General features: G+C 33.3%; 21 protein-coding genes and 1 pseudogene. 6 read left to right on the top strand and 16 right to left on the bottom strand.

Annotated features, from left to right (window positions below; genetic code table 11):
• Positions 1 to 26 precede the first annotated feature (26 nt).
• From recG to pal, 9 genes are read right to left on the bottom strand one after another with little or no spacing between them, the layout of a single operon-like run.
• The gene (gene recG, locus TTHT_RS04300; protein ID WP_201328805.1) at positions 27 to 2102 is read right to left on the bottom strand and encodes an ATP-dependent DNA helicase RecG; all 2076 of its coding nucleotides are present in this window, start codon (positions 2100 to 2102) and stop codon (positions 27 to 29) included.
• Complete coding sequence (locus TTHT_RS04295) at positions 2103 to 2657, bottom strand: manganese efflux pump MntP (RefSeq protein WP_201328804.1); 555 nt, start codon at positions 2655 to 2657, stop codon at positions 2103 to 2105.
• Positions 2657 to 3544: a polyprenyl synthetase family protein gene (locus TTHT_RS04290; RefSeq protein WP_201328803.1), complete on the bottom strand. Its 888-nt coding sequence runs from the start codon at positions 3542 to 3544 to the stop codon at positions 2657 to 2659. The genes TTHT_RS04295 and TTHT_RS04290 overlap by 1 nt, the downstream gene beginning before the upstream one ends.
• Entirely contained in the window at positions 3522 to 3776 is a 255-nt protein-coding gene (xseB, locus tag TTHT_RS04285; protein ID WP_201328802.1) for an exodeoxyribonuclease VII small subunit, read from the bottom strand. The genes TTHT_RS04290 and xseB overlap by 23 nt, the downstream gene beginning before the upstream one ends.
• A 2-nt stretch (positions 3777 to 3778) precedes the next feature.
• Positions 3779 to 5341: an exodeoxyribonuclease VII large subunit gene (gene xseA / locus TTHT_RS04280; RefSeq protein WP_201328801.1), complete on the bottom strand. Its 1563-nt coding sequence runs from the start codon at positions 5339 to 5341 to the stop codon at positions 3779 to 3781.
• The gene (locus TTHT_RS04275; protein WP_201328800.1) at positions 5334 to 6152 is read right to left on the bottom strand and encodes a GHMP family kinase ATP-binding protein; all 819 of its coding nucleotides are present in this window, start codon (positions 6150 to 6152) and stop codon (positions 5334 to 5336) included. Before TTHT_RS04275 ends, xseA begins: the two co-directional genes overlap by 8 nt.
• The gene (locus tag TTHT_RS04270; RefSeq protein WP_201328799.1) at positions 6137 to 6310 is read right to left on the bottom strand and encodes a hypothetical protein; all 174 of its coding nucleotides are present in this window, start codon (positions 6308 to 6310) and stop codon (positions 6137 to 6139) included. The genes TTHT_RS04275 and TTHT_RS04270 overlap by 16 nt, the downstream gene beginning before the upstream one ends.
• Position 6311: 1 nt before the next feature.
• Positions 6312 to 7076 (bottom strand): tol-pal system protein YbgF, encoded by a 765-nt coding sequence (gene ybgF / locus TTHT_RS04265; protein WP_201328798.1) that lies wholly within the window; start codon positions 7074 to 7076, stop codon positions 6312 to 6314.
• 20 nt (positions 7077 to 7096) lie between these two features.
• Positions 7097 to 7660 (bottom strand): peptidoglycan-associated lipoprotein Pal, encoded by a 564-nt coding sequence (gene pal / locus TTHT_RS04260; protein WP_201328797.1) that lies wholly within the window; start codon positions 7658 to 7660, stop codon positions 7097 to 7099.
• A gap of 151 nt (positions 7661 to 7811) precedes the next feature.
• Here pal and tgt point away from each other — a divergent pair, with 151 nt between their 5' ends.
• The 6 genes from tgt (at position 7812) to TTHT_RS04230 (ending at position 14856) form a co-directional block, all read left to right on the top strand.
• On the top strand, positions 7812 to 8942 hold the full coding sequence (gene tgt, locus TTHT_RS04255; protein ID WP_201328796.1) for a tRNA guanosine(34) transglycosylase Tgt: 1131 nt from the start codon (positions 7812 to 7814) through the stop codon (positions 8940 to 8942).
• The gene (yajC, locus tag TTHT_RS04250; protein WP_201328795.1) at positions 8942 to 9262 is read left to right on the top strand and encodes a preprotein translocase subunit YajC; all 321 of its coding nucleotides are present in this window, start codon (positions 8942 to 8944) and stop codon (positions 9260 to 9262) included. The genes tgt and yajC overlap by 1 nt, the downstream gene beginning before the upstream one ends.
• A 28-nt stretch (positions 9263 to 9290) precedes the next feature.
• On the top strand, positions 9291 to 10829 hold the full coding sequence (secD, locus tag TTHT_RS04245) for a protein translocase subunit SecD (protein ID WP_201328794.1): 1539 nt from the start codon (positions 9291 to 9293) through the stop codon (positions 10827 to 10829).
• 11 nt (positions 10830 to 10840) lie between these two features.
• Positions 10841 to 12010 (top strand): protein translocase subunit SecF, encoded by a 1170-nt coding sequence (gene secF, locus TTHT_RS04240; RefSeq protein ID WP_201328793.1) that lies wholly within the window; start codon positions 10841 to 10843, stop codon positions 12008 to 12010.
• Positions 12011 to 12076: 66 nt separating this feature from the next.
• Positions 12077 to 14248 carry a RelA/SpoT family protein gene (locus TTHT_RS04235; RefSeq protein WP_201328792.1) on the top strand — a complete coding sequence of 724 codons (2172 nt, stop codon included), beginning with the start codon at positions 12077 to 12079 and terminating at the stop codon, positions 14246 to 14248.
• Positions 14233 to 14856: a YdcF family protein gene (locus TTHT_RS04230; RefSeq protein WP_201328791.1), complete on the top strand. Its 624-nt coding sequence runs from the start codon at positions 14233 to 14235 to the stop codon at positions 14854 to 14856. The genes TTHT_RS04235 and TTHT_RS04230 overlap by 16 nt, the downstream gene beginning before the upstream one ends.
• On the opposite strand, the gene TTHT_RS10910 is transcribed toward TTHT_RS04230, so the two are convergent.
• From TTHT_RS10910 to TTHT_RS04190, 7 genes and pseudogenes are all read right to left on the bottom strand, one after another.
• Complete coding sequence (locus TTHT_RS10910) at positions 14849 to 15883, bottom strand: ABC transporter substrate-binding protein (RefSeq protein WP_269089407.1); 1035 nt, start codon at positions 15881 to 15883, stop codon at positions 14849 to 14851. The two genes, TTHT_RS04230 and TTHT_RS10910, sit on opposite strands and share 8 nt — an antisense overlap.
• Positions 15884 to 15903: 20 nt before the next feature.
• On the bottom strand, positions 15904 to 18045 hold the full coding sequence (locus tag TTHT_RS10905) for a methyl-accepting chemotaxis protein (protein WP_201328790.1): 2142 nt from the start codon (positions 18043 to 18045) through the stop codon (positions 15904 to 15906).
• A gap of 45 nt (positions 18046 to 18090) precedes the next feature.
• Positions 18091 to 19390 (bottom strand): annotated as a pseudogene (locus TTHT_RS04210) (acetyl-CoA hydrolase/transferase family protein).
• A 16-nt stretch (positions 19391 to 19406) separates the two neighbouring features.
• Entirely contained in the window at positions 19407 to 20519 is a 1113-nt protein-coding gene (locus TTHT_RS04205) for an alanine dehydrogenase (RefSeq protein ID WP_201328787.1), read from the bottom strand.
• A 105-nt stretch (positions 20520 to 20624) separates the two neighbouring features.
• A complete protein-coding gene (locus tag TTHT_RS04200; RefSeq protein ID WP_201328786.1) occupies positions 20625 to 21419 on the bottom strand; it encodes a DUF481 domain-containing protein in 795 nt (264 codons plus the stop codon).
• Positions 21377 to 24844, bottom strand: coding sequence for a chromosome segregation protein SMC (gene smc, locus TTHT_RS04195; protein WP_201328785.1), 3468 nt, complete (start codon positions 24842 to 24844; stop codon positions 21377 to 21379). The genes TTHT_RS04200 and smc overlap by 43 nt, the downstream gene beginning before the upstream one ends.
• Positions 24835 to 26706 (bottom strand): ABC-F family ATP-binding cassette domain-containing protein, encoded by a 1872-nt coding sequence (locus tag TTHT_RS04190; RefSeq protein WP_201328784.1) that lies wholly within the window; start codon positions 26704 to 26706, stop codon positions 24835 to 24837. The genes smc and TTHT_RS04190 overlap by 10 nt, the downstream gene beginning before the upstream one ends.
• Positions 26707 to 26712 lie beyond the last annotated feature (6 nt).

Genomic DNA, 26712 nt, shown 5'->3' with positions numbered 1-26712 from the left:
AATAGTTTACCACATTTGGTTTTATTCTATACAAGAGCCTTACCAAACTTTTTCTTCCATTTTTCTGAATCATTTAATGTTAATTTCCCCTGGTAAACATATTGTTTTGCAATATTTCTCGCTTCTTCCACCATTCTGGCATCTCTCAGAATATCGGCTATTTTAAAATCCGGTAAACCTGACTGCCTTGTGCCTAAAAATTCTCCAGGTCCCCTTATTTTTAAATCCTGCTCTGCTATTAAAAAACCGTCCGATGTTTTGCTCATAATCTTTATTCTCTTGTAGGCATTTTCTCCTAATCTATCCACTATAAGAAAACAATAAGCCTGTTCTTCTCCCCTGCCTATCCTGCCTCTTAACTGGTGTAATTGAGACAACCCAAATCGCTCGGCATTTTCTATTACCATAATATTTGCATTTGGGACATCAACTCCCACCTCAATAACAGTTGTAGAGAAAAGTATATCAATTTCCCCCTGTTGAAATCTTTTCATAACATCTTCTTTTTCTTGAGGTTTCATTTTTCCGTGTATCATGGCTGTTTTTAAATCTTTAAAGTAAGTATTTGACAATTCCTCAAACTTTTCCGTTGCAGAAGTTAGTTCAAGGGCATCTGAGGTATCAATTAAAGGATAAACAAAGTAACTTTGAATTTTATTGATTTTTGCCATTTTGTAAACAAATTTATAAACCTCAAAGTCATTTTCCCTCTTTTTAATTATTGTTTTAACTTCCTTTCTTCCAGGAGGTTTTGATTTTATAGCATCGTAATCATAATGGCCGTACAAAGTCATTGCAAGTGTCCTTGGAATAGGGGTTGCTGTTAATGAAAGAATATGTGGATGGTCTCCCTTTTCAACCAAAATTTGCCTCTGTTCAACCCCAAACCTGTGCTGTTCATCAATTATTACAAATTGAAGATTGTTAAACTTCACTTCAGGCTGGATTAATGCATGAGTGCCTACTATAAATTTAATAATCCCACTCTCAAGCCCTGAATATATTTTTTGTTTTTCCTTTTTGGAGGTGCTTCCTGTCAAGAGAAAAACAGGGATTCCTGTTTTTTGGAGTATCCCCTCTATAGTTTTGTAATGCTGTCTCGCGAGAATTTCGGTGGGTGCAATTAAAGCTACCTGATAACCTTTTTTTAAAAAAGGCAACGCAGCGAGAACTGAAACAATGGTTTTGCCAGAACCAACATCCCCCTGTACCAGTCTTACAAGCCTATTTCCCTTTTCAAAAACTTTATATATATCATTTAAAACCCTTTTTTGCTCGTCGGTTAGTTTAAAAGGCAGGATTGAATCTATTTCTTTTCTTAACTCTTCGTCAATAAAAACAGGTTCTTTTTTAATCGTATCCTCTTTTTCTGTTAAAGTAAATACCCCTAAGAAAAACTCAAACAACTCTTCAAAGATTAAAGCCTGCTGATATATTGATGAAAAGTTTTCAATCTTTCTCACTTCCTCTATACTTTGAGGGAAATGAATATTTTTAAAGCATTCCCTTTTTTCTGGAAAACTAAATCTTTCTCTTACCTCATCAGGGAAAGAAAAATTAAGGGGATATGTATTTAAAATTAAAAAAGAGATGAGTTTTTTTAAAAAAGCATTTGAAACCTTCTCAATCGAAGAATAAACAGGCTCAATTTCAAGCTTAATCTCAGAAAACTCCTTTGCCTCAAGAAATCTTACAACAGGGTTTACCATACAATAATCATTATTTCTCCACTGGGTTTTGCCAAAAACGATTATTTCGCCGCCACTTTTAATCATAGGTACAAGGTACGGCTGATTAAACCAGATAAGTTTAATATTTCCTGTTTCATCTGATGCTATTGCCTCAAGCATAGGGATTTTTTTTCTAAAGCTTCTTTTAAATTTTTTAGAGCGGACTTTTACTTTTAAAGAAACCTTTTCTTCCGGTTTTGTGTAGGCAATTTTTTTAAAGTTTGATAATTCATTATATTTTAAAGGGAAAAAATAAAGCAAATCCTCTACTTTTTTTAATCCTTTACCCTTTAGTCTCTTTACAGTTGCAGGACCCAGACCCTTAAATTTAATTTCTTCAATATAATCGTCTAAATGAATTAAATCAGTCATTTAGAAAAACCCTACTTTAATCCCTAACAAGAATAAAATTGTACCCCCTAAAAATTCTGAATACTCCCCAAACTTTAACCCTAAATTTTTCCCGAAACCAATACCTATGTAAGACATTAGAGATGTTAAAATCCCTGCCATAATCGCAAGAAACCAAATGCTCTTTTTAATCAAAGCCATTGACACACCCACAGAAAGAGCATCAATGCTTACTCCTGCAGAAAATAAAATCAAAGGAAACCCTCGTGTTAAATCTTTGTTTTTATCAAATTTTTCATCTTCTTTTTTAAATCCTTCAACAAACATTTTTAAACCTAAAATTATTAAAATAATTCCACCTATAACGTTCCCAAACCTTCCCGAATGGATGTTAAATATCAAAATCAAATAGTATCCTACAATTGGAAAGAGAAATTGAAATAATCCGAAATGAAAGAAAATCCTGAATTTTTGCCTCTTCTCAGGATTTTTAAGAAAAAGGGATAGAGAAACCGAAACTGCAAGGGCATCAATTCCTAACGAAAAAGCGATTAACAGAATTTCAGTAAAATGCATTATTTATCCCTTGAAAATATATAATTTGCAAGTTGCATTAAATAGCGGTTGTTAGGTACTTTTTCTGCAAATGCTATTGTTTTTTCAAGAACCTCTTTTGCCTTCTTTTTTGCCTCATCTAACCCGAATAAAGTAACAAATGTTAGTTTATTTTGCTCAATATCTTTTCCTGCTGTTTTACCTAATTTACTGCTTGATGATTCAACATCAAGAATGTCATCTGTTATCTGAAAGAGCAACCCTAAATTTGAAGCATAGCTGTTTATTTCCTTAAAATAGGTGTAGTCTTGATAGATTATCAAAGGGACAAGGGCTGAAATTCGAATAATAGCCCCGGTTTTTGCCATATGTAACTTATATAAAAAATCGGTATTAAAGGGCTTATTCTGGTCAATATCCATTACCTGGCCACCCACCATGCCTCTAATCCCAGCTGCATTTGCTAACTCTCTAATAAAATCCAACTTGCCCTTTATTAATTTGTCGTTTTCAGGGTATTTAGATGCAACAAAAAAAGCCTCAGTTAAAAGAGCATCTCCTGCAAGAATTGCCATCCCCTCTCCAAAAATCTTATGGTTTGAAGGCTTTCCTCTTCTGAAATCATCATTGTCCATTGCAGGCAAATCATCGTGGATAAGGGAATAGGTATGAATCATCTCAATTGCAAGGCAGGCAGGGATAATGTCTTTTTCAGGCTTTCCCAATGCCTCACAGACTGTTAAAGCAAGAATAGGCCGAAATCTCTTTCCCCCCGCAAAAAATGAATACTCCATTGCCTTTAAAACAGCACTTGCCTCTTTAAAGGTTGAAGGGAAAAAATTTTTAATTTCTTTTTCAAAAAAGTCTCTTTTATTTTTCAGGTAATCAGAAAGGGACATCTTCATCATTTTCGTTCTCATCTCCGTGTGCGTTTTCCTGCCCATCTTCCTCAATCTCTTCAAGATACTTCTGAAATTCAATCACTTTACCCCTCGCGTCTTTTAATTCGGAGTTTAACTCTCTCACAAGCTTTACCCCTTCTTCAAACAGTTTTAATGATGTGTCTAATTCCAGCTCAGGACTTGAAAGGGTTTCAACTATTTCCTCAAGCCTTTTTAATTTTTCTTCAAACTTAGCCATATTTACCTCTCTTTTATATTAATCTCGTTTACTGTACAATCTAAACTTCCATCTTTTAGATTTACCTCAATAAAATCGCCTTTGTTAACTTTATTTGCTGATTTTAATATATTTCCCTCTTTGTCTTTTACAATAGCATAGCCTCTGCTAACTACATTTAAAGGGGATAAATCATTTAATTTCTCCGAAAACATTTTAATTAACCCCTCTTTATCTTTTAACTTTGCCAAGCTATTTGAATAAAGTGATTTTTTTAGATATTCCACCTTTTCTTTTTTCTTTTCAGTATCTTTAATAAATACAAAGGGGTTTAGCCTGTGTCTTAATGCTTTTACTCTATTTTCTGTTAACCTGAAATTCTCGTTAATATTTACTTTTAATTTATTTTTATTTTCTGTTAATTTTGCATGTTTTCTTTCAATAATTTTCTCAAGCCTGTTTTCCAATGAAAATTCAAGGTTGAATAATCTTTCAACCCTTGTTTCAAAATTACTTAATAAAGTTCTGGGATGTATTTTAATTGAAAGGGTTTTAACCATCTGTTCTGTGTCATTTAAAACCTGCTCTATTTCTCTTAAAAGCTTCTCGTTTAAATAATCAATATGTTGTTGCCTTGAATTAATAACGGATTCTGATAAAGACTTTAATCTTAACACAAATGCCCTAATTTTTTCTTCATCAGGGTTTCGTTCTACCCACATTCTCATTTTTCTTTCAAGAAGGACTGTTAATTTTTTAAAATTCTGAAATGTTTTTTTATAACTTTCAGCAAAGAATTTCCCAGCATCAGTTGGTGTTGCCTTTCTCAAATCAGCAACCCTGTCTGTAAAAACAACATCCCTTTCATGTCCTATCGCCGATATAACAGGCTTCTTTGAGTTAAAAATAGCTCTGACAAGATTTTCATCGTAAAAGCATCTTAAATCCTCTTCACTTCCTCCACCTCTTGTAATGACAATTGCTTCAACTTCATCTATTTTATTAAGCCTTTTAATACCCTCGATTATGGTAGCAGGAGCATCTTCCCCCTGAACTAATGAGGGGTAAAGAATTATTTTTAAATAAGGCACTTCTTTCGCCATTTTTAGAAAATCCTTTATTGCAGCACCATCCTTTGATGTGATTAACCCTATAGTTTCAGGCAACTCAGGCACAGGCCTTTTTCTGTCAAACAATCCTTCTTTTTTGAACTTTTCCTCAAGGGCTTTAATCTTTAAAGCAAACTCTCCCTCTCCAGCTGGAACTATCTGTCTGACTATTAACTGATAATTCCCTCTGGGAGCATAGACATCAATATCACCAAAGGCAAAAACCTTCATCCCGTTTTCAAGATTACCACTGTAAAACCTGTTGTTTCCTGCGAAAAAGGCACAACTTATTACTGCGTTTTCATCCTTCAAAGAAAAATAGGCGTGCTTCCCCCTGGTAAAGTATTTCAAGTCTGTAATTTCACCTAAAACCCATATCTGCTGCAAATCTGGTGTGGTTAATCTTTGTTTTATAATTTTTGTTAAATTGCTTACTGTGAAATACTTTTTTATCCTTTTTGATACATTTTCAAACATTTATAACCCTTACTTTACATTTTTTTAAAAAACAATCAAAAACTGGATAACCCCTTTCCTTTACTGTTTGTTCAATGTATTTTCTGTAATTTTTGTCTATACACGCCACCACAGTGCCCCCTGATGCCGCTCCGCAAAGCCTGTATCCGTAAACTCCGTCAAGGGAATCTAACAATTCAAATAAATCAATTTCAGGGATAAGGGAATTTAACATATTCTTTCTTGTCTCAAAATCCTCTTTTAAATATTTACCTAATAGTTTTATATCTTTATTTTCAATAGATTGCAAAACTTTTTTAGAGTTTTTGTATATGTTATTGAACCCTTCTAAAATCTTTTTATCCTTATCAAAAAATCTCTTAAATAACTCCCAGTTTGGAGAACCTGAAAAATGGCTTTTCCCTGTAAAAACAAAAATAAAGCTGTCAGATAAACTTTTATTAATTTTAATTTTCTTTCTGCTAAATCCATTTATCCCGAAGAAAAAAGCATTCATCCCACCGTAAAAAGGGGCAAGGTAATCCTGAATTCCTGCAGGATAACCCATAAACCTTGCTTCAATATTTTTCAAAACTTCTATAGCCTCTTTTCTTGAATATTTAAATTTGAAAAAATGCTTTAAGCCAATAAACACAGCAACAAGCAGAGAAGACGAAACCCCTAAGGAAGAGCCTTGAGGAAAATCTGAAAAAAACTCTATCTCAAACCCCTGTTCAATTCCAAGATATTTTAAAAGTGTTGATATTAATACTAAATCTTTATGGTTTGACGGGAAAAAATCTGAAACACCTGAATTCAGATTTTTAAGCAAAACTTTCCCCTCTCTTTTTTTAAAAAAACCCTTACCCCTTTTGATAAAGTTGCATTTAAAGTGAAAGGGTTTTCAAAAAAGAGATTAATAGGGTAAATATCAAGTGTTCCCCCGGCAAAATCAACTCTCGCCGGGGAAAAAACTTCTATTTTTTCCATATTAATTCGCTATGTGCAATGCGTCTAACTTTTTTCTTGCAATACTTGCCTCTTTTGACATTGGAAATTTTTCTATTAATTCCTGCAACTGAACAGCACCCATTCCAGCTGCCCCCATTTCAAATAGGGCAAGCCCTTTCTTTAACATTGCTGCTGCAAGGACATCAGACTGGGGGTAATCCTTAATTATTTTGTCAAAACTATCTATTGCGTCTCTAAATTTTTCTTTTTCAAAATAGCAGAGGCCTAACCAGTAGTATGCATTGTCAACCTTTTCTGAATCTGGAAACTTTGCTATGTAGTCTTTAAACTCAATTATTGCAATATCGTAATTACCTTTCATGTAATCTGCGTAAGCCTGGGAGAATAATGCATCTGGATTTGTAATTCCACTAAAATTGGTATTATTCTGATTGTCATTATTCTCTAATGAATTGTTACTTGCCTGTCCATTTTCCAGAGATGAAATCTTTGTCAGAAGAAAGGTTACCTTATCGTTTAATTCCTTTATCCTTTCTAAAATTGCGTTTACACTATCCTGGATTTCCTGCTGGGTAGCAACTATATCAGCATTTGTTCCATTATCAGCATCATTATTTCCAACTTTTTCTTCAAGTTCTTTAAGCCTTTTCAACTCTTCACTCTGTTGAGCCTGAACCTTCCACAACTGGTCTTTAATGTCGTTTAAATCCTGAGCACTTTTTGTGTTATCTACACAACCGACTAACAGAAGTGGCAAAAAAAGTAAAACCACAAGTTTTTTCATACCTTCACCTCACCATAATATTATTTTGAAATAATAACAAAATGACATCTTCTGTTTTGAGACCATGCCCACTCATTATGCCCCTTAACTTTGGGAAACATCTCACCAAAACTTATTGTTTTCATTCTATCAGGAGAAATACCGAGAGAGATAAGATAATTTTTCACTGCATGAGCCCTTCTGTCGCCCAAAGCAAGGTTATACTGCTCAGTTCCCCTCTCATCGCAATGGCCTTCAATCAATATTTTTACGGATGGGTGTTCTTTAAGCCACTTTGCATGTTTTTTTAAAACCTCTCTCGTTTCAGGGGTAAGCCTTGATTTATCAAATTCAAAATAAACATCTTCAAGAATATTCTCTTTGTTTAGCTCATCAACAGATTTTGACTCAAAATCTTCCTTCTTGTTTTCTCCCAATTGTTTTTCACTAATGACCGCGGTATTTATGTTTTCCTTTTGTTCTATTTGTTTTTGCGTTGTTTCTTGAGGTTTTATCTCCTTATTGGGCATTTGTTCAACCTTTTTATGACAGGAAACAGATATTATTACCGAAAAAAACAAAAGTAAAATAAAAAACTTCCTCATAATTACCCCCTTAAATTTCTTTCCTGCTTAATATTATATTCAATTACTCAATATAATCAAAACTATATATAATTTATTCCCGTGAAAAGGTTTTGATAATTGAAACAATTAATATGTTGTGTTAATATTTAAATCTCTGAAGGGGTAAATTATGTATGGATTTAAACTAATTGCAAAAGATAGAAATACAAAAGCAAGAACTGGTGTTTTAAGTACAGCACACGGAGAAATAGAAACACCTATTTTTATGCCTGTGGGAACCCAGGCAACAGTAAAGGCGTTAACTCCCGAACAATTAAAAGAATGTAAAGCACAGATAATTTTAGGAAATACATATCATCTTTTTTTAAGACCAGGACATAAAGTAATTGAACATTTAGGTGGTCTTCATAAATTTATGAACTGGGATAGGCCTATATTAACTGACAGTGGAGGATACCAGGTTTTTAGCCTGTCGGAATTAAGAAAGATTACAGAGGAAGGTGTTGAGTTTAAATCTCACTTAGACGGAAGTAAGAAATTTCTGTCCCCTGAAATTGCCCTTGAAATACAGAATTCATTAAACTCAGATATTGTTATGGTGCTTGATGAATGCCCACCCTACCCATCCACTTACGATTACATTAACCTGTCTCTCGCTTTAACCACTAAATGGGCTAAGAGAGCAAGGGATGCGTGGGATTATTCAGTAGAGAAAGACGGAAGGTACCAGTTTGGAATTGTGCAGGGGGGGATGATAAAGGAATTAAGAAGAAAAGCAACTTCTCAACTAATAGAAATAGGCTTTGATGGGTATGCTATAGGGGGGCTATCAGTTGGAGAGCCTAAAAATCTAATGTATGAAGTTTTAGGTTATTCAGTAGAATGGTTACCTGAAAACAAGCCCCGCTACCTAATGGGCGTTGGCAAACCTGAAGATATTTTGTACGCAGTTGAACAGGGAGTTGATATGTTTGACTGTGTTTTGCCAACAAGAAATGCAAGAAACGGGCAATTGTTTACCAAAAAAGGCACTATAAATATCAAACAGGAGAAGTATAAACTTGACAATAAACCTGTAGAAGAGGGATGCGATTGCTATACTTGCAGAAACTTTTCCAGGGCTTATTTAAGGCATTTGTTCCACGCAAGAGAGATTTTGTCGTCAGTGTTAAACACAATCCACAATGTTAGATTTTTCTTGAGGCTTATGGAAGAGATAAGAGAATCAATTAAACAACAAAAATTTAGTGAATACAAAAGAGAGTTTTTAAAAAATTACAATAATTCGGAGGTGTTTTAGTGTTTGAGACATTAGCTTACGCAGGTACAGGACAGGCAGCAGGCCAACAGAGTTTTTTAATCCAGATTTTTCCCTTAATAGTACTGTTTTTCATTTTTTATTTCTTTTTAATCAGGCCGCAGACTAAAAGGCAAAAGGCATTAGACCAGTTAAGAAGCAATTTAAAAGTAGGAGATAAAGTAATTACCACAGGCGGAATTTATGGAGAAATCGCATATGTTGGTGATAATGTTGTTCACTTGAAAGTTGGCAAAGACGTTAAGTTAACTGTTGCAAAGGCTGCAATTGCAGGCCTTCAGTCAAATAAAGAGCAAAATTAAACTAAAAAATAGAGGAGAGTAACAAGTTATGAAATGGAGAATCTTGTTAGTTTTATTCCTGACAGTAGGCGCTATTTATTATGTTTATCCCCCTCAGGAAAAGATTAATCTTGGTCTTGACCTGAGAGGCGGAGTTCACATGGTTTTAAAGGTGAACCTTGATGAAGCGTGGCGTGCGGAATTGGATAATTCTAAATCAAATTTAGAGTATCTGTTAAAAGACGAAAAAATTGAATTCAGCAAAATAACCAAAGACGATAAAAATCTGAAAATAATTGTTGAAGGTATTCCCGCTGACAAAATTGAAAAGGCAAAAGACAAATTCAAATCTTACATGGCTGGATATTCAATGAAGGATTTGGGAAATGGTTCATTTGAATTTACAATGAAAGAAAGCATGAAAAAAGAAATCTCAAAACAGGCTATGAGACAGGCTCTTTTAATCATTAATAACAGGGTTGATGAATACGGAGTGGCTGAGCCGGTTATTCAAAGGCAGGGGCTTGAAAGTGATAGAATAGTAATTGAACTTCCTGGTGTTGATAATACTGAAAGAATAAAAAAGAGTTTGTCAGAGCCTGGGTGGCTTGAATTAAGGCTTCTTGCTGATCCAAACCCCTACCCTTCAAAGGAAATGGCTTTAAAAGCACATAACGGTAAGTTACCTGAGGGAACAACAATTCTTCCCAGTGAAGACGGAAAATCATTTTACATTGTCAAAGAAAGGGTTGAGTTAAACGGGAACGACATTAAAACAGCAAGAAGGGCAACCGACCAATACGGTTCTCCATCTGTTTCATTCTCTTTAAATAAAGTAGGTGTTGAGAAGTTTGCAAAAGTAACATCTGAACATGTTGGAGAAAGACTTGCAATTATACTTGACAAAAAGGTTATATCTGCTCCAAGAATTAACGAGCCTATTAACAGCCCAACAGCCGAGATTACGGGGAGATTTTCTATTGATGAAGCTGAAGACCTTGCAATTAAATTAAGGTCTGGTGCATTGCCTGCTTCAATGACTTTTCTTGAAGAAAGAACAGTAGGACCATCTTTAGGTAAAGACTCTATTAGAAAGGGCGTTAAAGCTGCACTATGGGGAATGATTATAGTTATGGCCTTTATGCTTTTTTACTATAAACTTGCTGGATTGAATGCAGATATTGCTCTTCTTCTCAACATGATTTATCTATTAGGTGGGCTTGCATACTTCCATGCAACCCTTACCTTGCCAGGCATAGCTGGTTTTATCCTTACGATAGGTATGGCCGTTGACGCTAATGTTATTATCTTTGAGAGAATTAAAGAAGAATTAAGGAATGGCAAAACGCCAAGGGCAGCCATAGACACTGGATTTTCAAAAGGTCTGTCTGCTGTACTGGACGGTAATATAACAACCCTTATTGCAGCTGTTTTCCTATTTCAGTATGGAACAGGACCTGTTAAGGGCTTTGCCGTTACACTCTCATTAGGTATTATTGCAAGTTTATTCACTGCAATATTTGTATCTAAACTTATTTTTGATATAGTCCTTTCAATTAGAAAAAACGCTGAAACGCTGAGTATTTAAGGGGTGATGAGATGTTTAAAAAAGACATAGACTTTATGGGAGTAAGGTATATCGCAATTACAATTTCAATGATATTTATAATTGGCTCAATTATTGCGGTTTTAACCCTGGGGATCAGAAAGGGCGTTCAATTTGTTGGCGGTACTGAAATTCAGGTAAAATTCAAAAATAGTATTACCATTGATGAATTGAGAAAGCTGTTTGTTGAGAGTAACTTTAAACATGTACAGATTGTACAGGTAAAAACTGATAGCAACCTATCTGAATATATAATCAAAATTAAAGGCAAGGAGGGAGACGAAACCTCTGTAGGAAGCAGTGTTGCGAAAAAGATATCTAATGTTCTTGTTAAAGCTGCGAATGAAAAGGTTGAGGAAGGGAAATACGATATAAACAAGGTAAATAAAACAGACCTCGCGGATATTTTAAGGAAGGCCAATGTATTGAAATTAGATAAATTATCAATGGTAGGTGTAGAAAAAGACAAAGACCAGTACAGTAAACTCGCTCAAGAAATAATAGACGAGAGATCAAATCATAACGATTTCTTCAATTCTGTTGATGATGCTGTTAAAAACATAAAAAACGAAGATGTTAAAAAATTTATAAAAGACAATTTTTATGCAGGAAATTACATAATTTTAAAAGTAGACACATTCAGCCCAAGTATATCAGTAGAACAAACTGAAAAGGCTGTAACTGCAATTGTTATGGCTTTAATTGCAATCTTGATTTATGTTTCAATTAGATTTAAATTTGACTACGCAATCGGTGCTATCCTTGCTCTTGTTCACGATGTTATTATTACATTGGGATTTTTCTCAATCTTTAAACAGGAATTTACACTACCTGTTGTTGCTGCATTCCTTACAATTGTAGGTTACTCTTTAAACGACACAATTGTTGTTTTTGACAGAATTAGAGAAAATATTAAGTTGATGAAAAACAAAAAACTGTTTGATATTATCAACATTAGTATTAACCAGACACTTTCAAGAACACTTTTAACATCTCTAACAACATTATTTGTTGTGGTCGTCCTGTTTATCTTTGGCGGAGTTGCATTAAAGGGCTTTTCCTTCCCATTACTGGTAGGTATTGTTGTAGGTACTTACTCTTCTATCTTTATTGCGAGTCCAATTTTCTACTTTATTGAAACAAAGGTTTACAAAGTTAAGTAACAGACTTATATTCTTTAGGGATAGGACTAAATCCTATCCCTATTTTTTTTTTACAGGATTTAATATATGGAAAATAAATACAATATCGTAAGGTTAGACGATATTATAGACAAGTTCTTAGAGTACCATCCTGATGGAGATCCTGAATTACTAATAAAAGCCTTTGCATACGCTTCAAAAAAACATGAATTTGCTAAAAGAAAATCTGGACTTCCTTATATAATACACCCTACTTCTGTAGCTTATATTGTAGCCTGTCATAGACTGGATATTGAGAGTATTGCCGCTGCATTTTTGCACGATGTTGTTGAAGACACTGATACGCCACTTGAAGAAATAGAAGAAGAGTTTGGAAAAGAAGTTGCAAGGTTGGTTGATGGCTTAACAAAAGTTTCAGCTATTGAAAATGTAAGTAAAGAGGAAAAAGAAAGTGCAAATTTTAGAAAATTGCTAATTTCAATCGCTCAGGATCCAAGAGTTTTGATAATTAAATTAGCTGATAGACTGGACAACATGCGTACTCTCGATGCAATGCCAGAGCATAAGCAAAAGAGAATTGCAAAGGAAACTCTTGATATCTATGCTCCTTTGGCCCACGCAATAGGTATGGGAAGAATTAAAAACGAACTTGAAGACCTCTGTTTTAAATACCTATGGCCGGAAGAATACCAGAAATTAGCCGAGGAAGTGGAAAAGAGAAAAAAGCATTATAAACAATATCAGGAAGAAATCCATGAAAAACTTCTAAAACTTATGACTGATAAAGGAATAAAATGTTATATTCAACACAGAATTAAACACCTGTACAGTATTTTTAGAAAGATAAGAAAACAAAATATCTCATTAAATGAAGTGTATGATTTCCTTGCCTTCAGAATTATTATAAAGGAAGAAGATATTAGCAGATGCTATGAAGCAATGGGAGAAATCCACGCAAACTGGATTCATATGCCAAACAGATGGCGTGATTTTATAGCAAGACCTAAACAAAACGGATATCAATCATTACACACTACCCTTATACACAAACAGGGTATATACTTTGAAGTACAGATAAGAACAGAATCTATGCACAAAATAGCAGAAGAAGGTATTGCGGCACACTGGCAATACAAGCAGGGGAAAGTTGCAGCATTTGAACACTCTGAAATATATAATGCTATTAGCAAGGTTATATTGAAAATTCAAGAGAATAGCGATAAAGAATTTCTTGAGAATTTTAGAGAAAATTTAGGTGATTTAACCCATGATATAACAGTTTTAACTCCAAAAGGCAAGCCGATATCCCTTCCAGAAGGTGCAACCCCTGTTGATTTTGCATATGCTATTCATACCGAAGTAGGAAATCAATGCTCAGGGGCAAAGGTTGATGGAATTTTGGTTCCTTTAAATACTGAATTAAAAGATGGTAATATTGTTGAAATTTTAACCAACACAAACGGAAAACCAAGCCTTGACTGGTTAAAATTTGTAAAAACAAATAAAGCAAAAAATAAAATTAAAGCCTGGTATAGGGAACACGAGAGACAGGAGAAGATTGAGGAAGGGAAAATACTACTCGAGCAGGGAATGAGAAAGTTTAAAATTCCTTTTGCAAAACTTGACCTTGAAGCAATAGCGCAAAGGTTCAAATCACACAAAATAAAATCAATTGATGACTTATACTTTTACATTGCCAAGAAAAACATACCTTTGATAAAGGTTCTTGAAACAATTGAACCTTCTATTAAAAAGAAACCTAAAAAAATAGTTACCTTACCAAAAGATTTATCAGAAGAACTTAGATTTGAGAGAAGGATAAGGGTTAAAGGAATTGATAATATATTGGTAACAAGGGCAAAGTGTTGCAATCCTATTTTAGGGGATGAAATTGTAGGATATTTAACAAAAACAAAAGGGATTACAATTCATAGAAAAGACTGTAAAAATATTTCCAAACTATTAAACCTTACCCCTGAAAAATTTGTTGAAGTGGAATGGATTGAAGACAAGAACATTAATTTCACAGTAACAATTGAAATATTAACTGAGGACATGACCGGAATGCTTGCAAAATTAACAAATGTGTTCGAAGTACTTAACATTCCTATTCAAAAGGTAAGTGGAATGTCAATTAAATCTAAAGATCAAGCACAGTTTAGATTTGTTTTTTCAATAGGCTCAAAATCGCAATTAGAAGCATTAATTAACAGGATTAAAGGTTTAAAAGGCGTTATCTCAGTATGGCGAAAAAGGTAATTCTCTCAGTTTTTATCTTATTAGCCATATTTTTTTTGTCATTTCTCTTAATACCGCGAAAATATATAGTGGGATTACTCTCTGAGACAAACAAAAGAAACATAGAAAAAGTTGATATTTATTTTGTTTTTAGCGGTGGTTTTGTTAACAAAAAACCTGGCAAATCAACAAAAGAAAGAATAGAATTTCTAAAAATGCTTTTAAAAAAATTTCCTGAAACTCCCTTTGTTTTTCTTGATTACAATAGAGGTAAAAAAATTGCTAATAATTTCTTTCAAAATAAAAAAAGTAACACAGTGCTTTCCAATTACAGATACAATGAAAATTTAGGGGGCACTGAAAACAATATAAGGGAGTTGATTTCAATTTTAAAAAATCACCCAGAATTCAAGAAAATAGGGATAATTACTTCTGAGTATCATGAAAAAAGAGTGCGAATTATCTTAACCTATTACCTAAATAAAGAAAAACTTTCAAACATTAAAGTTTATTTTTTTCACAACAAACAGCAGGAAATTTATTCATGTTCTTTTTTAAGGTATTTAAGACTGATATTACACGAAATAGGCGGGATTATTTACTTTAAGCTTTATTATTTTATCAACTAAAAGTTCTAAAAGAAATCTCAGAAAAATCAACCTGTGGAGAAAACCCTTTAAGTTTAACTCCCTGCAAATTCTGGTTGCGCAAAATTATGTTTTTTCTGTGATAAAGTGGAACAACAGGAGAATCGTCAATAATTATCTGTTCAATTTTTGCATAAAGTTTAACCCTTGCCCTCGGTTCTATCTCATACTTTGCCTCTTCACTTAGCTTGTCAACAATACCATTCTTATACCCCAAATAAAAAGGGTCTCCGGCATTTGAATTAAAAATGTTAAAAATAAAATTATCAGCATCAGGATAATCTGCTACCCAGCCTACCCTAAAAGCATCAAATTCTCTTTTAGCTATATATTCCCAGTGTTTTGCAAGGCCTTTTAATTTTACTTTGATATTTATTTTTTCAAGAGACTCTTTTATAGCAAGAATGTCATTAGGAATATCTTCACTCTGTTTTCTAAAAGTTAATTCAAAAATAAAATTATCAAAATCAAAGCCCTCTTCTTTTAAAATCCTAACAGCCTTTTCAGGGTCGTAGTTGTATGAACCTACATTGGATACATAAGTAAAAATTCCATTAGGTACAATTGAGATAGCAGGAATTGCATAATCCTTTGGCAATGCATTAACAACTTTAAATCTATCAATTGCAAGGTTAAACGCTTTTCTTATCCTCGGATTATCAAATGGTTTTTTTAGACAGTTAAAAGCAAGAAAATAAGTAGAAACTTGAGGGATTGTCTCTGTTATTTTATTTAAGTTTTTTCTCTGATTTATCTTTTTAAGGTACGTTTCTTCACCTGCAAAAATAAAATCAATCTCGTTTTTCTCAAACCTTTCAATAGCATATTTATTTCCTTCCTGGCTTAAATCAAAAATTACTCTATCAAGAAAAGGTCTGTTGTGAACAAAATAAATTTCATTTTTCTTTAAAACAATCTTTGTATCTGAATTAAAAAACTCCACCTTAAAGGGGCCTGTGCCAACAAGAGAGACTGTTTCTTTATTGGAATGGTAATCTGCCTGTGATATTATTTTAGCCCCGGTTAAAGTTAATAAATCAAGGAAAAAACAAGAGGTTTTTCAAGGACAAACTGAACAGTATAGTCATCAATAACCTTCACCCCATCTAAATAATTAGTTTGCCCTTCATAAAAAGTCTTAGCTCCTTTTATTGAAAAATAAAGACCAGCCTTTGGAGAGTTAACATTTTTATCCAGTAATCTTTTAAAAGTAGCTAAAACATCATTAGCTGTAAAAACCTGACCATTATGAAACATCACATCTTTTCTTAAATAAAAAGTATATTTTAAACCATCGTCAGATATTTCCCAATGGGTGCACAAATCAGGCACAATATTTGTAAGATGGTTGTACCTAACAAGGCCTGAAAAAATCAAATCAATTATCTGGGTTTCACCTATGGTTTCAGCAAAAGCCGGGTCTAATTTTTTATATGGAATGGTAATCCCACAAACCTTTAAGGTTCCCCCCTGAAATCTATAAGGTAGTCTGAAAAAATCTATTGTTTCTCCTAAGTATTCTCCGTATTTTTTTAAAGAGAGAGAAGTATTGGACATGGTTAAAATATTTTTAAAATTCCTGTTAAAGCCTTCTTTAATCTTGTTTATTGAACCACTCGCCACAGAGTTATTAAGCTCAAGCTCCTCACTTTGCCTCTGAATACGCCTCGTTGAATTTTCAACCTCTTTAAATTCTTTAAGTAACTCCTGAACTTTATTTGCCTGAGCATTTAATGATTTAGTGAGATTATCAATTATTTCAGACATAAAAGTAGTTTTTGTTCCTACATATGCAACAATCTTATCTTCAGCAGACATCAAGTTTGCAATATCCTCTGACAAATCACTTATCTGATGTGCGGCATCCCTAATCTGCTGAGTTCCAAGAGAATGTTCGTTTGAAGCAGTGGCAATATTGTAAAAATGATGACCTATTTCATTTAATCTATTTGAAATATCAGAAAAATTTTCAGTGGTTTGATACATATTTTTTAGAGCTTTTTCCATTGCCTGACTTCCTTCTTTCCCTAACTGGGAAAGCTCCAAAATTACATTCTCAAACTGGACAATGATTTGAGATATTTCTTTTAAGGCAATAGTTGAAGATTCTGACAATTCCATTATTTTTTCAGTAATTATCTCAAAATCGTGGCCATCCCCCTGGCTGTTTTGTGAAAATATTGTAGCGTTTAGGGCAAGCAAATTAGTTCTTTCACCTATTCTTGAAATTGCATCAACAATTCTCTCTATTTTAGAGGATTGTTCCTTTAGCAAATTAATTTTCAAAATAAATGTATTTAAAACCTCTCCTACCTTTTCAACACTAACAAGTGTTTCTTTAGATTGATTCATTCCTAATTTTGAAATTTTTATAATCTCTCTTGTTAAACTTTGGGTGTAATCTATATACTTTGATATTTCTTTAAAGGTTGATTCCATTTCGGTTATTGCACTAAAGGTTTCAAGTGAAAGGGAAGACAAATTCTCGGTATTCTCCGTTACCTTTCTTGTATTTTTTTGAATTTGTTCCATAGCCTCTTTGTTTTCATGTATATACATGGACAATGAATCTACTGTTATTCTTATGTCTTCGTTTTGATTTGAAAAACTTTCAAGAAATTTTACAGTTTTGTCGGTATGTTTTGAAAGATTTTTAGTATCCTGATTTATTTTAACCAATAAATCTTTAACCTCTTCCAGTAGCCTTCCTGTTTGCTCTATACTCTCAATATGATTTTTGGCGTCATAAATATAAACAACCAATTGGTCATCAATTCTGTAAGAATTTTCCTTAATATTTGAGGTAATCCCCCTTAAATTAGCCACAATGCTTTCAAACCTGTTTGTAATTCTAATTAAATCTTCATTAACTTTTGTTAATATTTCATCTTCTTCTTTTGAAGAATGAACCAAAACATTAAAATCTCCCTCACTGAATTTAGATAACTTTTTTTCTATAAGATTTAAAGCGGATTTTACCTTTTTGTTTTTTAAATATACGGTTACCAAAAAATAGCCTGAATAAACCAGAAAAACTGCTATGCTGAACCAAAATTTATTTAATAGGTCATAAATACTTAGCAAAAAAATAATGCTTAATACAAAAATAATAGTTTCACTTGATAGAATAAATTTAAAAAATTTCTGGATCAGGTTTTTATTCTTATTCATACAGGTTAAATATACTAAAAAAAGGGGAGAAAGGCAAGTTCTCCCCTAAACAAGATACCCCAGATTTTTTGCATCTTCTTCAAGTTTATCTCTAAATTTAGGATGAGCTATAGAAATTAAAGCCTTGGCTCTTTCTTCAAGGGATTTACCAAAAAGATAAGCAACTCCAAATTCAGTAACGACATAATGTACATCTGCTCTGGATGTAACAACACCTGCCCCCTGTCTTAAAGTTGGAACAATCCTTGAAATTTCTCCGTTTTTTGCAGTAGAAGGAAGGGCAATTATAGGCTTGCCTCCTTCGCTTCTTGCAGCACCTCTAATAAAATCAACCTGGCCACCAAACCCACTGTAAATCTTTGTACCTAATGAATCAGCACAAACCTGGCCAGTTAAATCAACCTCAATTGCTGAGTTTATTGCAACCATTTTTTTTGTTCTGTGCAATAATAAAGGGGTCATTTCCATATTCAGTAGGATGAAACTCGAAAAGGGGATTATTGTTAATAAAATCATAAAGTTTTTTAGTCCCCAAAGCGAAAGTGGCTACTGATTTGCCTCTGTGAATTGACTTTCTCTCGTTGGTTATAATTCCTTTTTCAACCAGGGTTAACAAGCCATCGGAAAACATTTCTGTATGAATTCCAAGATGCTTTTTATCGTCTAAATAATGTAAAACAGCATCAGGAATGGAACCTATCCCCATTTGAAGAGTTGAGCCATCCTCAATTAATTCAGCACAAAACTGCCCTATTTTGTCTGTTACAGAATTCATTGGTTCTGTTTTTAACTCCATTAGAGGGGTATTTACCTCAACGAAACAATCTATCTTATTCACATGGATAAAACTGTTCCCTAATGCTCTTGGCTGATTGGGATTAACCTCTGCAATTATATACTTTGCGACATCACACGCTGCTTTTGTTATTTCCACCCCGGCCCCTAAACTGCAAAATCCAAATTCATCTGGAGGTGAAACTGATATTAAAGCAACATCTATAGGATAAAGCCCTAATTTAAAAAGTTTTGGAATTTCACTTAAAAAAATTGGAACATATTTGGCATTGCCAGAATTTACCGCTTTTCTTGTATTTGCCCCTACAAAAAATGCCCTGTGGATAAAAGACTTTTTGTATTTTTCATAAGCATAATCAGCAAACCCAAATGTTAGAATGTGGGCAATTTCAACATTTGACAACTCATCCGCCCTTTTAGTAAGTGCTTTTAAAAGAGTCTCTGGAGTGCACGCGCCGGGATGAACATAAACATGGTCTCCAGACTTTACAACTTTAACAGCATCGTCAGGGGTGCAAAGCCTGGAGTTATATAATTTAACCCAGGTCATTTTTTCTCCTTGTTTTTTAGAGCAATGATTCTATGTTTTTAACTGCGTACCCGAAAACATTCTTTAAAACTGGATGGATAGGTATTCCTCTATAAATATAAACCCCTTTCCTTAAAGCATAACTTTTCTGCAAGGCCTTTTCCAGACCCAATTCACTTAAAAGCTCAACATAAGGGTACAAAACATTGTCCAGCGCTAAAGTACCAGTCCACCCTACACATGAAGGGATATTGGGAATACAATAGTGGGTAATACCATGCACCTTATAAACTGGAGATTGAGGAGTAGTAGGTCTTGAAGTTTCAACGCAGCCACCCTGGTCAATTGAGAGATCTATTATAAGAGAACCTTTTTTCATCTTTTTTAACATCTGCTTTGTAATAACATGGGGAGATTTCTCTCCTTTTATTAAAACTGCTCCTATTACAACATCTGCAAGGGAAATAGCTCTTTCTATTGATTTTTTATTTGCGATTGAAGTAATCGCCCTTTTTTGGAATAGCCTCTCTATCTCTCTTAATTTCTCAATATCTTTATCCAGAACAATCACCTGGGCGCCTGCACCTAATGCAGCCATACAGGCGTTTCTGCCAACAGTACCAGCTCCAATAATCACTATAACAGCTGGAGGAACACCTGGAATTCCCCCTAATACAATCCCTCTTCCTCCCCTTATAATTTTCAAGTATTCAGCCGCTATCTGAATGCTCATCTGACCTGCAATTTCACTTGTAGGATAAAGAACAGGCAAATTTCCTTCTTCGTCTTCAATTAATTCATACCCTATTATTGTTACCTTTTTTTCTATCAGTTTTTGAATCATTGAAGGAGAACATACCGCAAGGTGGTGGAAAGCCATGATTATTTGTTCTTCCTGTATTAGGTCTGCCTCTTCTTCTGCAAGTTTTTCTGCTTTAACAAGAAGATTTGCCCTTCCAAAAACTTCTTCATGAGAAAAAACAATTTTTGCACCAGCCTTTTCAAATTTTTCATCAAAAAAATGAATTTTTTCACCTGCTTTTGATTCAACAAAAATATTATTACCTGTTTCTTTTAATATAGCCACACTTTCTGGAGTTAACGCAAGCCTGTTATCACCGCTCATTTCTACAGGAATTCCAATATTCATATAATACCTCCTGAATTAGAAAAATATATTTTAAACTATACCTAATCGCACCCTTTTATAAATGTCATTTTAACAAAAAACTAAAATGCTCACAAAATTAAAATCCTAAAATCTGAAAACTATGTTTACCGTTGTTGTGGTATCAGTTTTCTTTTTACCTGGAACAGGAAGATTCTTAAATTGGTGCAAATAGTTAAATTCTATTGCCATATTTTTATTTAATGACGATGAGTAAGAAATATTGTTAAAAAGCCTGTAATCCTCTGTATCTGAGATATTAACCCTTGTCTCATTTTCAAATTTTAATTTATTTGCATTGTTAAAAGCATATTGAAAACTAAATTCAAAGTACGCAGCAAGACTGGAATTGGTTTTAATTGAATCCTGAATAATTTTTTCCTCTTTAAAACCTTCAAAGCCCAATCCAAATTTCCCTTTCCTTTTTTTACTATCTGAAATTATCCTTGAATAACCACTCGCTATTGATAGATTCTTATTTATTCCTGCTGGCTTGTTTTTAAGCCAGGAAATATTGGCAAAAATACCACTTTTCTTTCCTTTTTTATAGTTGGATTTGAAAGTAAAATAATATTTCTCATCGGTTCTATTTGTTTGGCCTGTGGACACATTTGTAACATCTGTAAAGATGTAGTATGCCTTTGTTTCAAAATAAAACTTTTTAAAAACATATGAAAAATCTACTTTAAAACTACCAGTTGTACTTTTAGCGTTCCCTGAAAGAGAAACATAACCAATTGCCAGGTTTAAACTCTTCTCGTTTTTCCCCTTTGTACTGTATGATGTTTCACTTGAAATAGGAGAAGAAAAAACTGTTAGGTTGAAACATATTGTCAAAATTAAGAATAATCTTCCAGTCTTACCGATAAAACCTTTGAACATCCTGGTTCCTCCAATGTTACTCCATATAGATAATCACATAATTCCATAGTGGTTTTGTTGTGAGTTATCACAATAAACTGTACCCTATCTTTATATCTTTTTAAAAACTTCCCAAATCTCAAAACATTAGCCTCATCCAATGGTGCGTCAACCTCATCAAGAACACACAAAGGGGCAACCCTGTATTCAAAAAGAGCAAAAACAAAGGCAAGAGCAGTCTTAGCCTTCTCTCCCCCTGACAATAGGCTAATTCTTTTAATCGTTTCCCCGGGAACCTTAGCATAAATCTCAACTCCTGAATCCAGAACATTTTCTTCGTCCGAAAGTTTTAAATAAGCTTTCCCCCCTCCGAACAATTCTTTGAAAATCTCGTCAAACTTTTTGTTAATAAAATCAAAAGCATTTGAAAAAAGTGTTTTTGTTGTCTGATCAATCTCTCTAATATCTCTGGTAAGGTTTTTAATAGACTTTTCCAGGTCTTTTTTCTGTTCCATCAAAAAGTTATACCTTTTTTCCTGTTCATCACACTCTTCAATCGCAAGAAGGTTTATTGCACCGAAGTTTTCTATTCTTCTTGAAAGTTTTTCAAACTGAATGTTTAGTTCTTCAAAATTTTCTGTTTTTTCTGATTTAAACTCACCAAAACGAGAAATTTGATAATCCTTTAAATTGTTGAACTTTACTTTAAACTCTGCTTTCTTTATTTCCTTTTCCTGTTTAGCTTTTGTTAACTCTTCCTCTTTTCTTCTTAAATCAAAAACCTTTTTTTCAAGAATAGATAATTCACTTTTCTTTTTTTCAAGGATTTCTTTTTTTTCAGTTAATACTGCTGAAATTTTACGGTATGCATCTACCATAGTATTGGCTTCTGTTTTAAGGTTTTCAATCTCTTTCTCAAGGGTTGCTATTGTATTTTTGTCATTTTCCTTATCCTGATAGGACTTTTCCATTCTGAATTCAATTTCTTTTCTCCTCTGTTTTATAAACTCAAGCTCTTTCTCTATGCTTTTAATAACTGAATTTCTCTTTTCAGCAATCAGTTGAATCTCACTTAACTCCTCCTGCATATATTCAAGTTGTTCTTTGATTTCATTTAGTTCAAGAGATTTTTTTTCTTTTTTCTCGTAAGATTTTTCAATTTTTTCATTCAATTCGCTTAACCTGGAAGATAAATCCTTTATCTTTGTTTCAAGTTCAGCGTCTGTTAGCTTTAGTCTTTCTATTTCACCCTCTAACCTTGACTTTTCCTGTTGCTTCAATTCAAATAGCTGATTGTTTTTATTAAATTCTGTATTAAACGAGTTTAGTTCTTCCTGCAATTCTTCAAGGTTTATATTAACCCGATTAATTTCATTTAAAATTTCATCTCTCTCAAATTTCAGGTTGTCAATCTCCTCATTTATTGCTTTTTCATTGCCTTTTAAATCAATTAATTTCAATTCAATTTCCTTAAGCCTTGCCTTTAAAGAGAGAAAACCATTCTCATCCTTTGTCCCTATGTAATAAATTCCACTATCTGCAAAATAATAATCTCCATTTATAAAAACTGCATTCTTTTCAATAGTTTTGTTACTGTTTTCTATCAAGAAATTTTTCAAAAAAGATTTAAATTTTTCAGGGAGATTTTCTTTGAAAATAAGAAAATCAGTTAAAGAATTTTCTATATTTTCTCCTTTAGAAGGGATTGCATCAGGATTAAGAATTCCTATTCCCTTAAGACCTTTTTCATCACAGTATTCTACAAGTTTTTCAAAACTTTCTTTATTTTTAGGAACAATTATCTGATAAAATCGGGAAATAAAATTATCAAAAAAATTAACCTTTATGTCTTTTGCTTCAATAAAATCCCCTATTACCCCTGAAATCAACTCTGACTTTTCTTTAATCAATTTTTTAACATTTTCTGAAAACCCTTCTCTATTTTCAAGAAAACCCTTTATCTGAGAATATCTATTTTCAAGGGTTTTTATTTCAACTAAAAGCGAGTTTTTCTCATTTTCCTTATTTGTTAATGCCTGATTTAATTCTTCCAGCCTGAAGGCAAGCTCCTGTTTTAACTCCCTTAATTCACCTATTTTTGTTGTCAACTCTTCAATATTTACTTTCACATTTTCTATTTTCTCTTTAAATTCATTTATTTTTTCTTCTATTTCTTTTATCTCTTGTTTTTTGTTTTCAAATTCAGACAACACTGATTCTTTTTCTTTTTTAGAATAATTTAAATCAGAAGAGATTTTATAACTTTCAGTTTCAAAATCCTTTAATTCTCTGTCTATGGAAAAATATTCTTCTTCTTTACTTTTTAATTCCTCTTTAAAAGAGGCAACCTGAGCGGAAAGGGATTCTGTTTTTATACTTAGAGATTCAAAATCCTCTTTTGCAAGGTCAAGGTTTTGCTTTTCCTTATTCTCCTTTTCATCTAAATCGGTTAACTCTTTTTCAAAAAGTTTTAACTCTGTTTCGTAATTCTCAAGCCTTTTTCTTAAATTTTCCAATTGTTCAGTTTTGTTTTTTATCTCTGTTTCAAGCCTCTCAGACTTGAGTTTCTTCTCAAAAAAATCCTTGTTTAAAAGAGCAATATCGTTTTCTCTTTCAAGAATTTCACTTTTTTTAGTCTCCAATTCAGCCCTTATTGAAGCTACCTCGGTGGATAAAGAAACTATATTGTCCTGAATTGAATCAATTTCGCTGTTAAGTTTTTTCAAATCCTGCTCAATCAGGGCTATTTTGTGGGCAGTTACTTTTTTTTCAATAGAAATCAGCTCTTCCTGCAATTTTTTAAACTGCCTTGCCCTTGCTGCCTGCTGCCTTAAACTGTTGAGATTTTTCCTTACCTCTGCAATTATGTCTTCAACCCTGTCAAGGTTTTCCCTCGTTAATCTAATTTTGGATTCTGCCTCTTTCTTTTTTAATTTGTATTTAAGAATACCGGCGACCTCTTCAATAAATACCCTTCTCTCTTCAGGCTTTGCCTCTATCATCTGGGTTATCCTGCCCTGCTCTATCATTGCAAAGGATTTAGAACCAAGGCCTATATCGTAGAGAAAATCCTGTATATCTTTTCGTCTTACCCTCTTCCCGTTTAGCCTGTATTCTCCTTCCCCTTCTCTATAAAACCTTCTCAAAATTTCAACATATCTGTCTTCCCCTTTTTGAGGGTTTAGTTTTTCAAACTTTAAAACAACTTCAGCCATGCCCATTGGAGGGAGTTTGTCTGTCCCTGCAAAAATAACATCTTCCATCTGCCCACTTCTAAAAGCACTGGGAGCCTGCTCGCCCATAACCCAGATCAAGGCTTCTGCAATATTACTCTTACCACTGCCGTTTGGCCCGGTAATTGCCGTAATGCCTCTTGAAAAATCAATTACAGTTTCTCTTGGAAAGGTTTTAAAGCCGTGAAGTTTAAGAGATTTTACTACATACATATTTCACCTAATCTCTGCCATTCGGATAATAATTCTTCAAGTTTTTTGTCAAGTCTATTAAGTTTCTCAGATAATTCTTTAACTTTCAAATAATCGTTTAACACATTTTCCTGATTCAGCAAATTTTCAATTTCCTCTTTATCTTTCTCAAGAGTTTCAATCTCTTTTTCCACCTCTTCAAGCCTCCACTTTGCTCTTAACAACTCATTTTTTGAAATTCCATTTTTCTTTTTTGATACTTCTTTTTTCTCATTCTTCTTTTTTTCAGCCTCAATCTGCGTTTGTTTTTCCTCTTCTTCTTTCACTTTATCAAAATAATAAGAAAGATTGCCTAAAAACAACCTGAAATTACCATCTCTTAATTCTATCACTCTATCTGCAATACTGTCTAAAAAATGTCTATGGTGAGATACAGCCAAAACACTACCTTTAAAATTCTTCACAGCAAAGGTAATAGCATCTGTTAAAAGTATATCAAGGTGATTTGTTGGTTCGTCAAGAATAAGTAAATCATACTCACCTCTCATTAAACAAGCCAATTTTAACCTGCTTCTTTCCCCACCTGACAAAAATTTTACCCTGCTTTCAACCATTTCTTCTCTAAAATAAAAGTAAGCAAGGTAGTTTAAAACCTCGTCTCTATTTAAAAAAGGATCCGCATCCCACAAAGTTTGCAAAACTGTTTTGTTTTCATCTTCAAATTCAACATTCTGGTCAAAGTAAGCCACTTTTATGCCTGGAAAAACTTTAACTTCTCCCTCTAACGGCGAAATTTTACCTGCAATTGTTTTTAAAAAAGTTGACTTCCCGCTTCCGTTTCTTCCAACAATCCCGTACTTTTCTCCCCTTTGAACAAGTAAATTTATACCTTTAATCAATGGGCGATTATAACCAACAATTAAATCTTTACACTCTAAAATATACTTTGATTTTTTTTTGCTTTCTTTAAAGTTAAGATTTATCTTAATGTCTTTAAATAAATTTCTCTCTCCAATTTCAATTTTTTCTATCTTTTTTAGCCTTGATTTTGCCTGTTTTGTCTTTTGCCCTGCAATATTTCTTCTTACAAATTCCATCTCCCTTTCTATCTCTTCCACTTTTCTCCTGTATTCCTTCTCTGCATTTTCTGCAAGCTCTCTTCTTTTCTTCTGATAAAACTTATAATTTCCATTAAAAACAAACACCTTCCCGGCGTTTATTTCAATAATTTTAGACACAGCATTGTCAAGAAGATACTGGTCATGTGAAACAAGGACAAATGCATTTTTACAATTTCTCAAAAAGCTTTCAAACCATTTAACAGCAAAAAGATCGAGGTGATTTGTAGGTTCGTCAAATAAAAATAAATCAGAGTCTGATACAAGCACTCTTGCAAGAAATACCCTTCTCAATTCCCCACCACTAATTTCATTAACAAACCTATCTTTTAAGTGGTATATGCCTATCCCCTGCAATACCTCTTCAACTTTAGCTTTATACCTGTATCCGTCTATTTTCTCGTATTCTTCAAAAATCCCTGTCAAAACTTTTGTATCTGCTACCTTTCCTTCTTCAGCCTCTTTTATCTTTTTTTCAAGTTCAATAACCTTCTCATTTCCCTGATAAACAAAATCAAAGACACTTACACTTCTATCTATTGACTGCAATTGTTCAACATATCCAATTCTTAACCCTTTTTTTCTTATTATCTCTCCACCGTCAAGGTCTAAAATCCCGGCAATTGCTTTAACAAGAGTGGATTTTCCGCTTCCGTTAATTCCAACAAGGCCTATTTTGTCGCCATAATTAATATTCAGGGAAAGGTCTGAAAAAATAACCTTTCCCCCGAATTGTTTATAAGCTTGATTTAAGCTTACAAGCATAGAAAA

This window comes from Thermotomaculum hydrothermale (assembly GCF_016592575.1).
Classification (GTDB): Bacteria; Acidobacteriota; Holophagae; order Thermotomaculales; family Thermotomaculaceae; genus Thermotomaculum; species Thermotomaculum hydrothermale.
Note: the sequence above shows the minus strand (reverse complement) of the source record. Positions and strands in the feature narration are given on the sequence as shown.

Coding starts and splice junctions, on each gene's coding strand:
- recG (WP_201328805.1), bottom strand. CDS start 2,102: ATGACTGATTTAATTCATTTAGACGATTATATTGAAGAAATTAAATTT.
- TTHT_RS04295 (WP_201328804.1), bottom strand. CDS start 2,657: ATGCATTTTACTGAAATTCTGTTAATCGCTTTTTCGTTAGGAATTGAT.
- TTHT_RS04290 (WP_201328803.1), bottom strand. CDS start 3,544: ATGATGAAGATGTCCCTTTCTGATTACCTGAAAAATAAAAGAGACTTT.
- xseB (WP_201328802.1), bottom strand. CDS start 3,776: ATGGCTAAGTTTGAAGAAAAATTAAAAAGGCTTGAGGAAATAGTTGAA.
- xseA (WP_201328801.1), bottom strand. CDS start 5,341: ATGTTTGAAAATGTATCAAAAAGGATAAAAAAGTATTTCACAGTAAGC.
- TTHT_RS04270 (WP_201328799.1), bottom strand. CDS start 6,310: ATGGAAAAAATAGAAGTTTTTTCCCCGGCGAGAGTTGATTTTGCCGGG.
- ybgF (WP_201328798.1), bottom strand. CDS start 7,076: ATGAAAAAACTTGTGGTTTTACTTTTTTTGCCACTTCTGTTAGTCGGT.
- pal (WP_201328797.1), bottom strand. CDS start 7,660: ATGAGGAAGTTTTTTATTTTACTTTTGTTTTTTTCGGTAATAATATCT.
- tgt (WP_201328796.1), top strand. CDS start 7,812: ATGTATGGATTTAAACTAATTGCAAAAGATAGAAATACAAAAGCAAGA.
- secD (WP_201328794.1), top strand. CDS start 9,291: ATGAAATGGAGAATCTTGTTAGTTTTATTCCTGACAGTAGGCGCTATT.
- secF (WP_201328793.1), top strand. CDS start 10,841: ATGTTTAAAAAAGACATAGACTTTATGGGAGTAAGGTATATCGCAATT.
- TTHT_RS04235 (WP_201328792.1), top strand. CDS start 12,077: ATGGAAAATAAATACAATATCGTAAGGTTAGACGATATTATAGACAAG.
- TTHT_RS04230 (WP_201328791.1), top strand. CDS start 14,233: ATGGCGAAAAAGGTAATTCTCTCAGTTTTTATCTTATTAGCCATATTT.
- TTHT_RS10905 (WP_201328790.1), bottom strand. CDS start 18,045: ATGAATAAGAATAAAAACCTGATCCAGAAATTTTTTAAATTTATTCTA.
- TTHT_RS04205 (WP_201328787.1), bottom strand. CDS start 20,519: ATGAATATTGGAATTCCTGTAGAAATGAGCGGTGATAACAGGCTTGCG.
- TTHT_RS04200 (WP_201328786.1), bottom strand. CDS start 21,419: ATGTTCAAAGGTTTTATCGGTAAGACTGGAAGATTATTCTTAATTTTG.
- smc (WP_201328785.1), bottom strand. CDS start 24,844: ATGTATGTAGTAAAATCTCTTAAACTTCACGGCTTTAAAACCTTTCCA.
- TTHT_RS04190 (WP_201328784.1), bottom strand. CDS start 26,706: ATGCTTGTAAGCTTAAATCAAGCTTATAAACAATTCGGGGGAAAGGTT.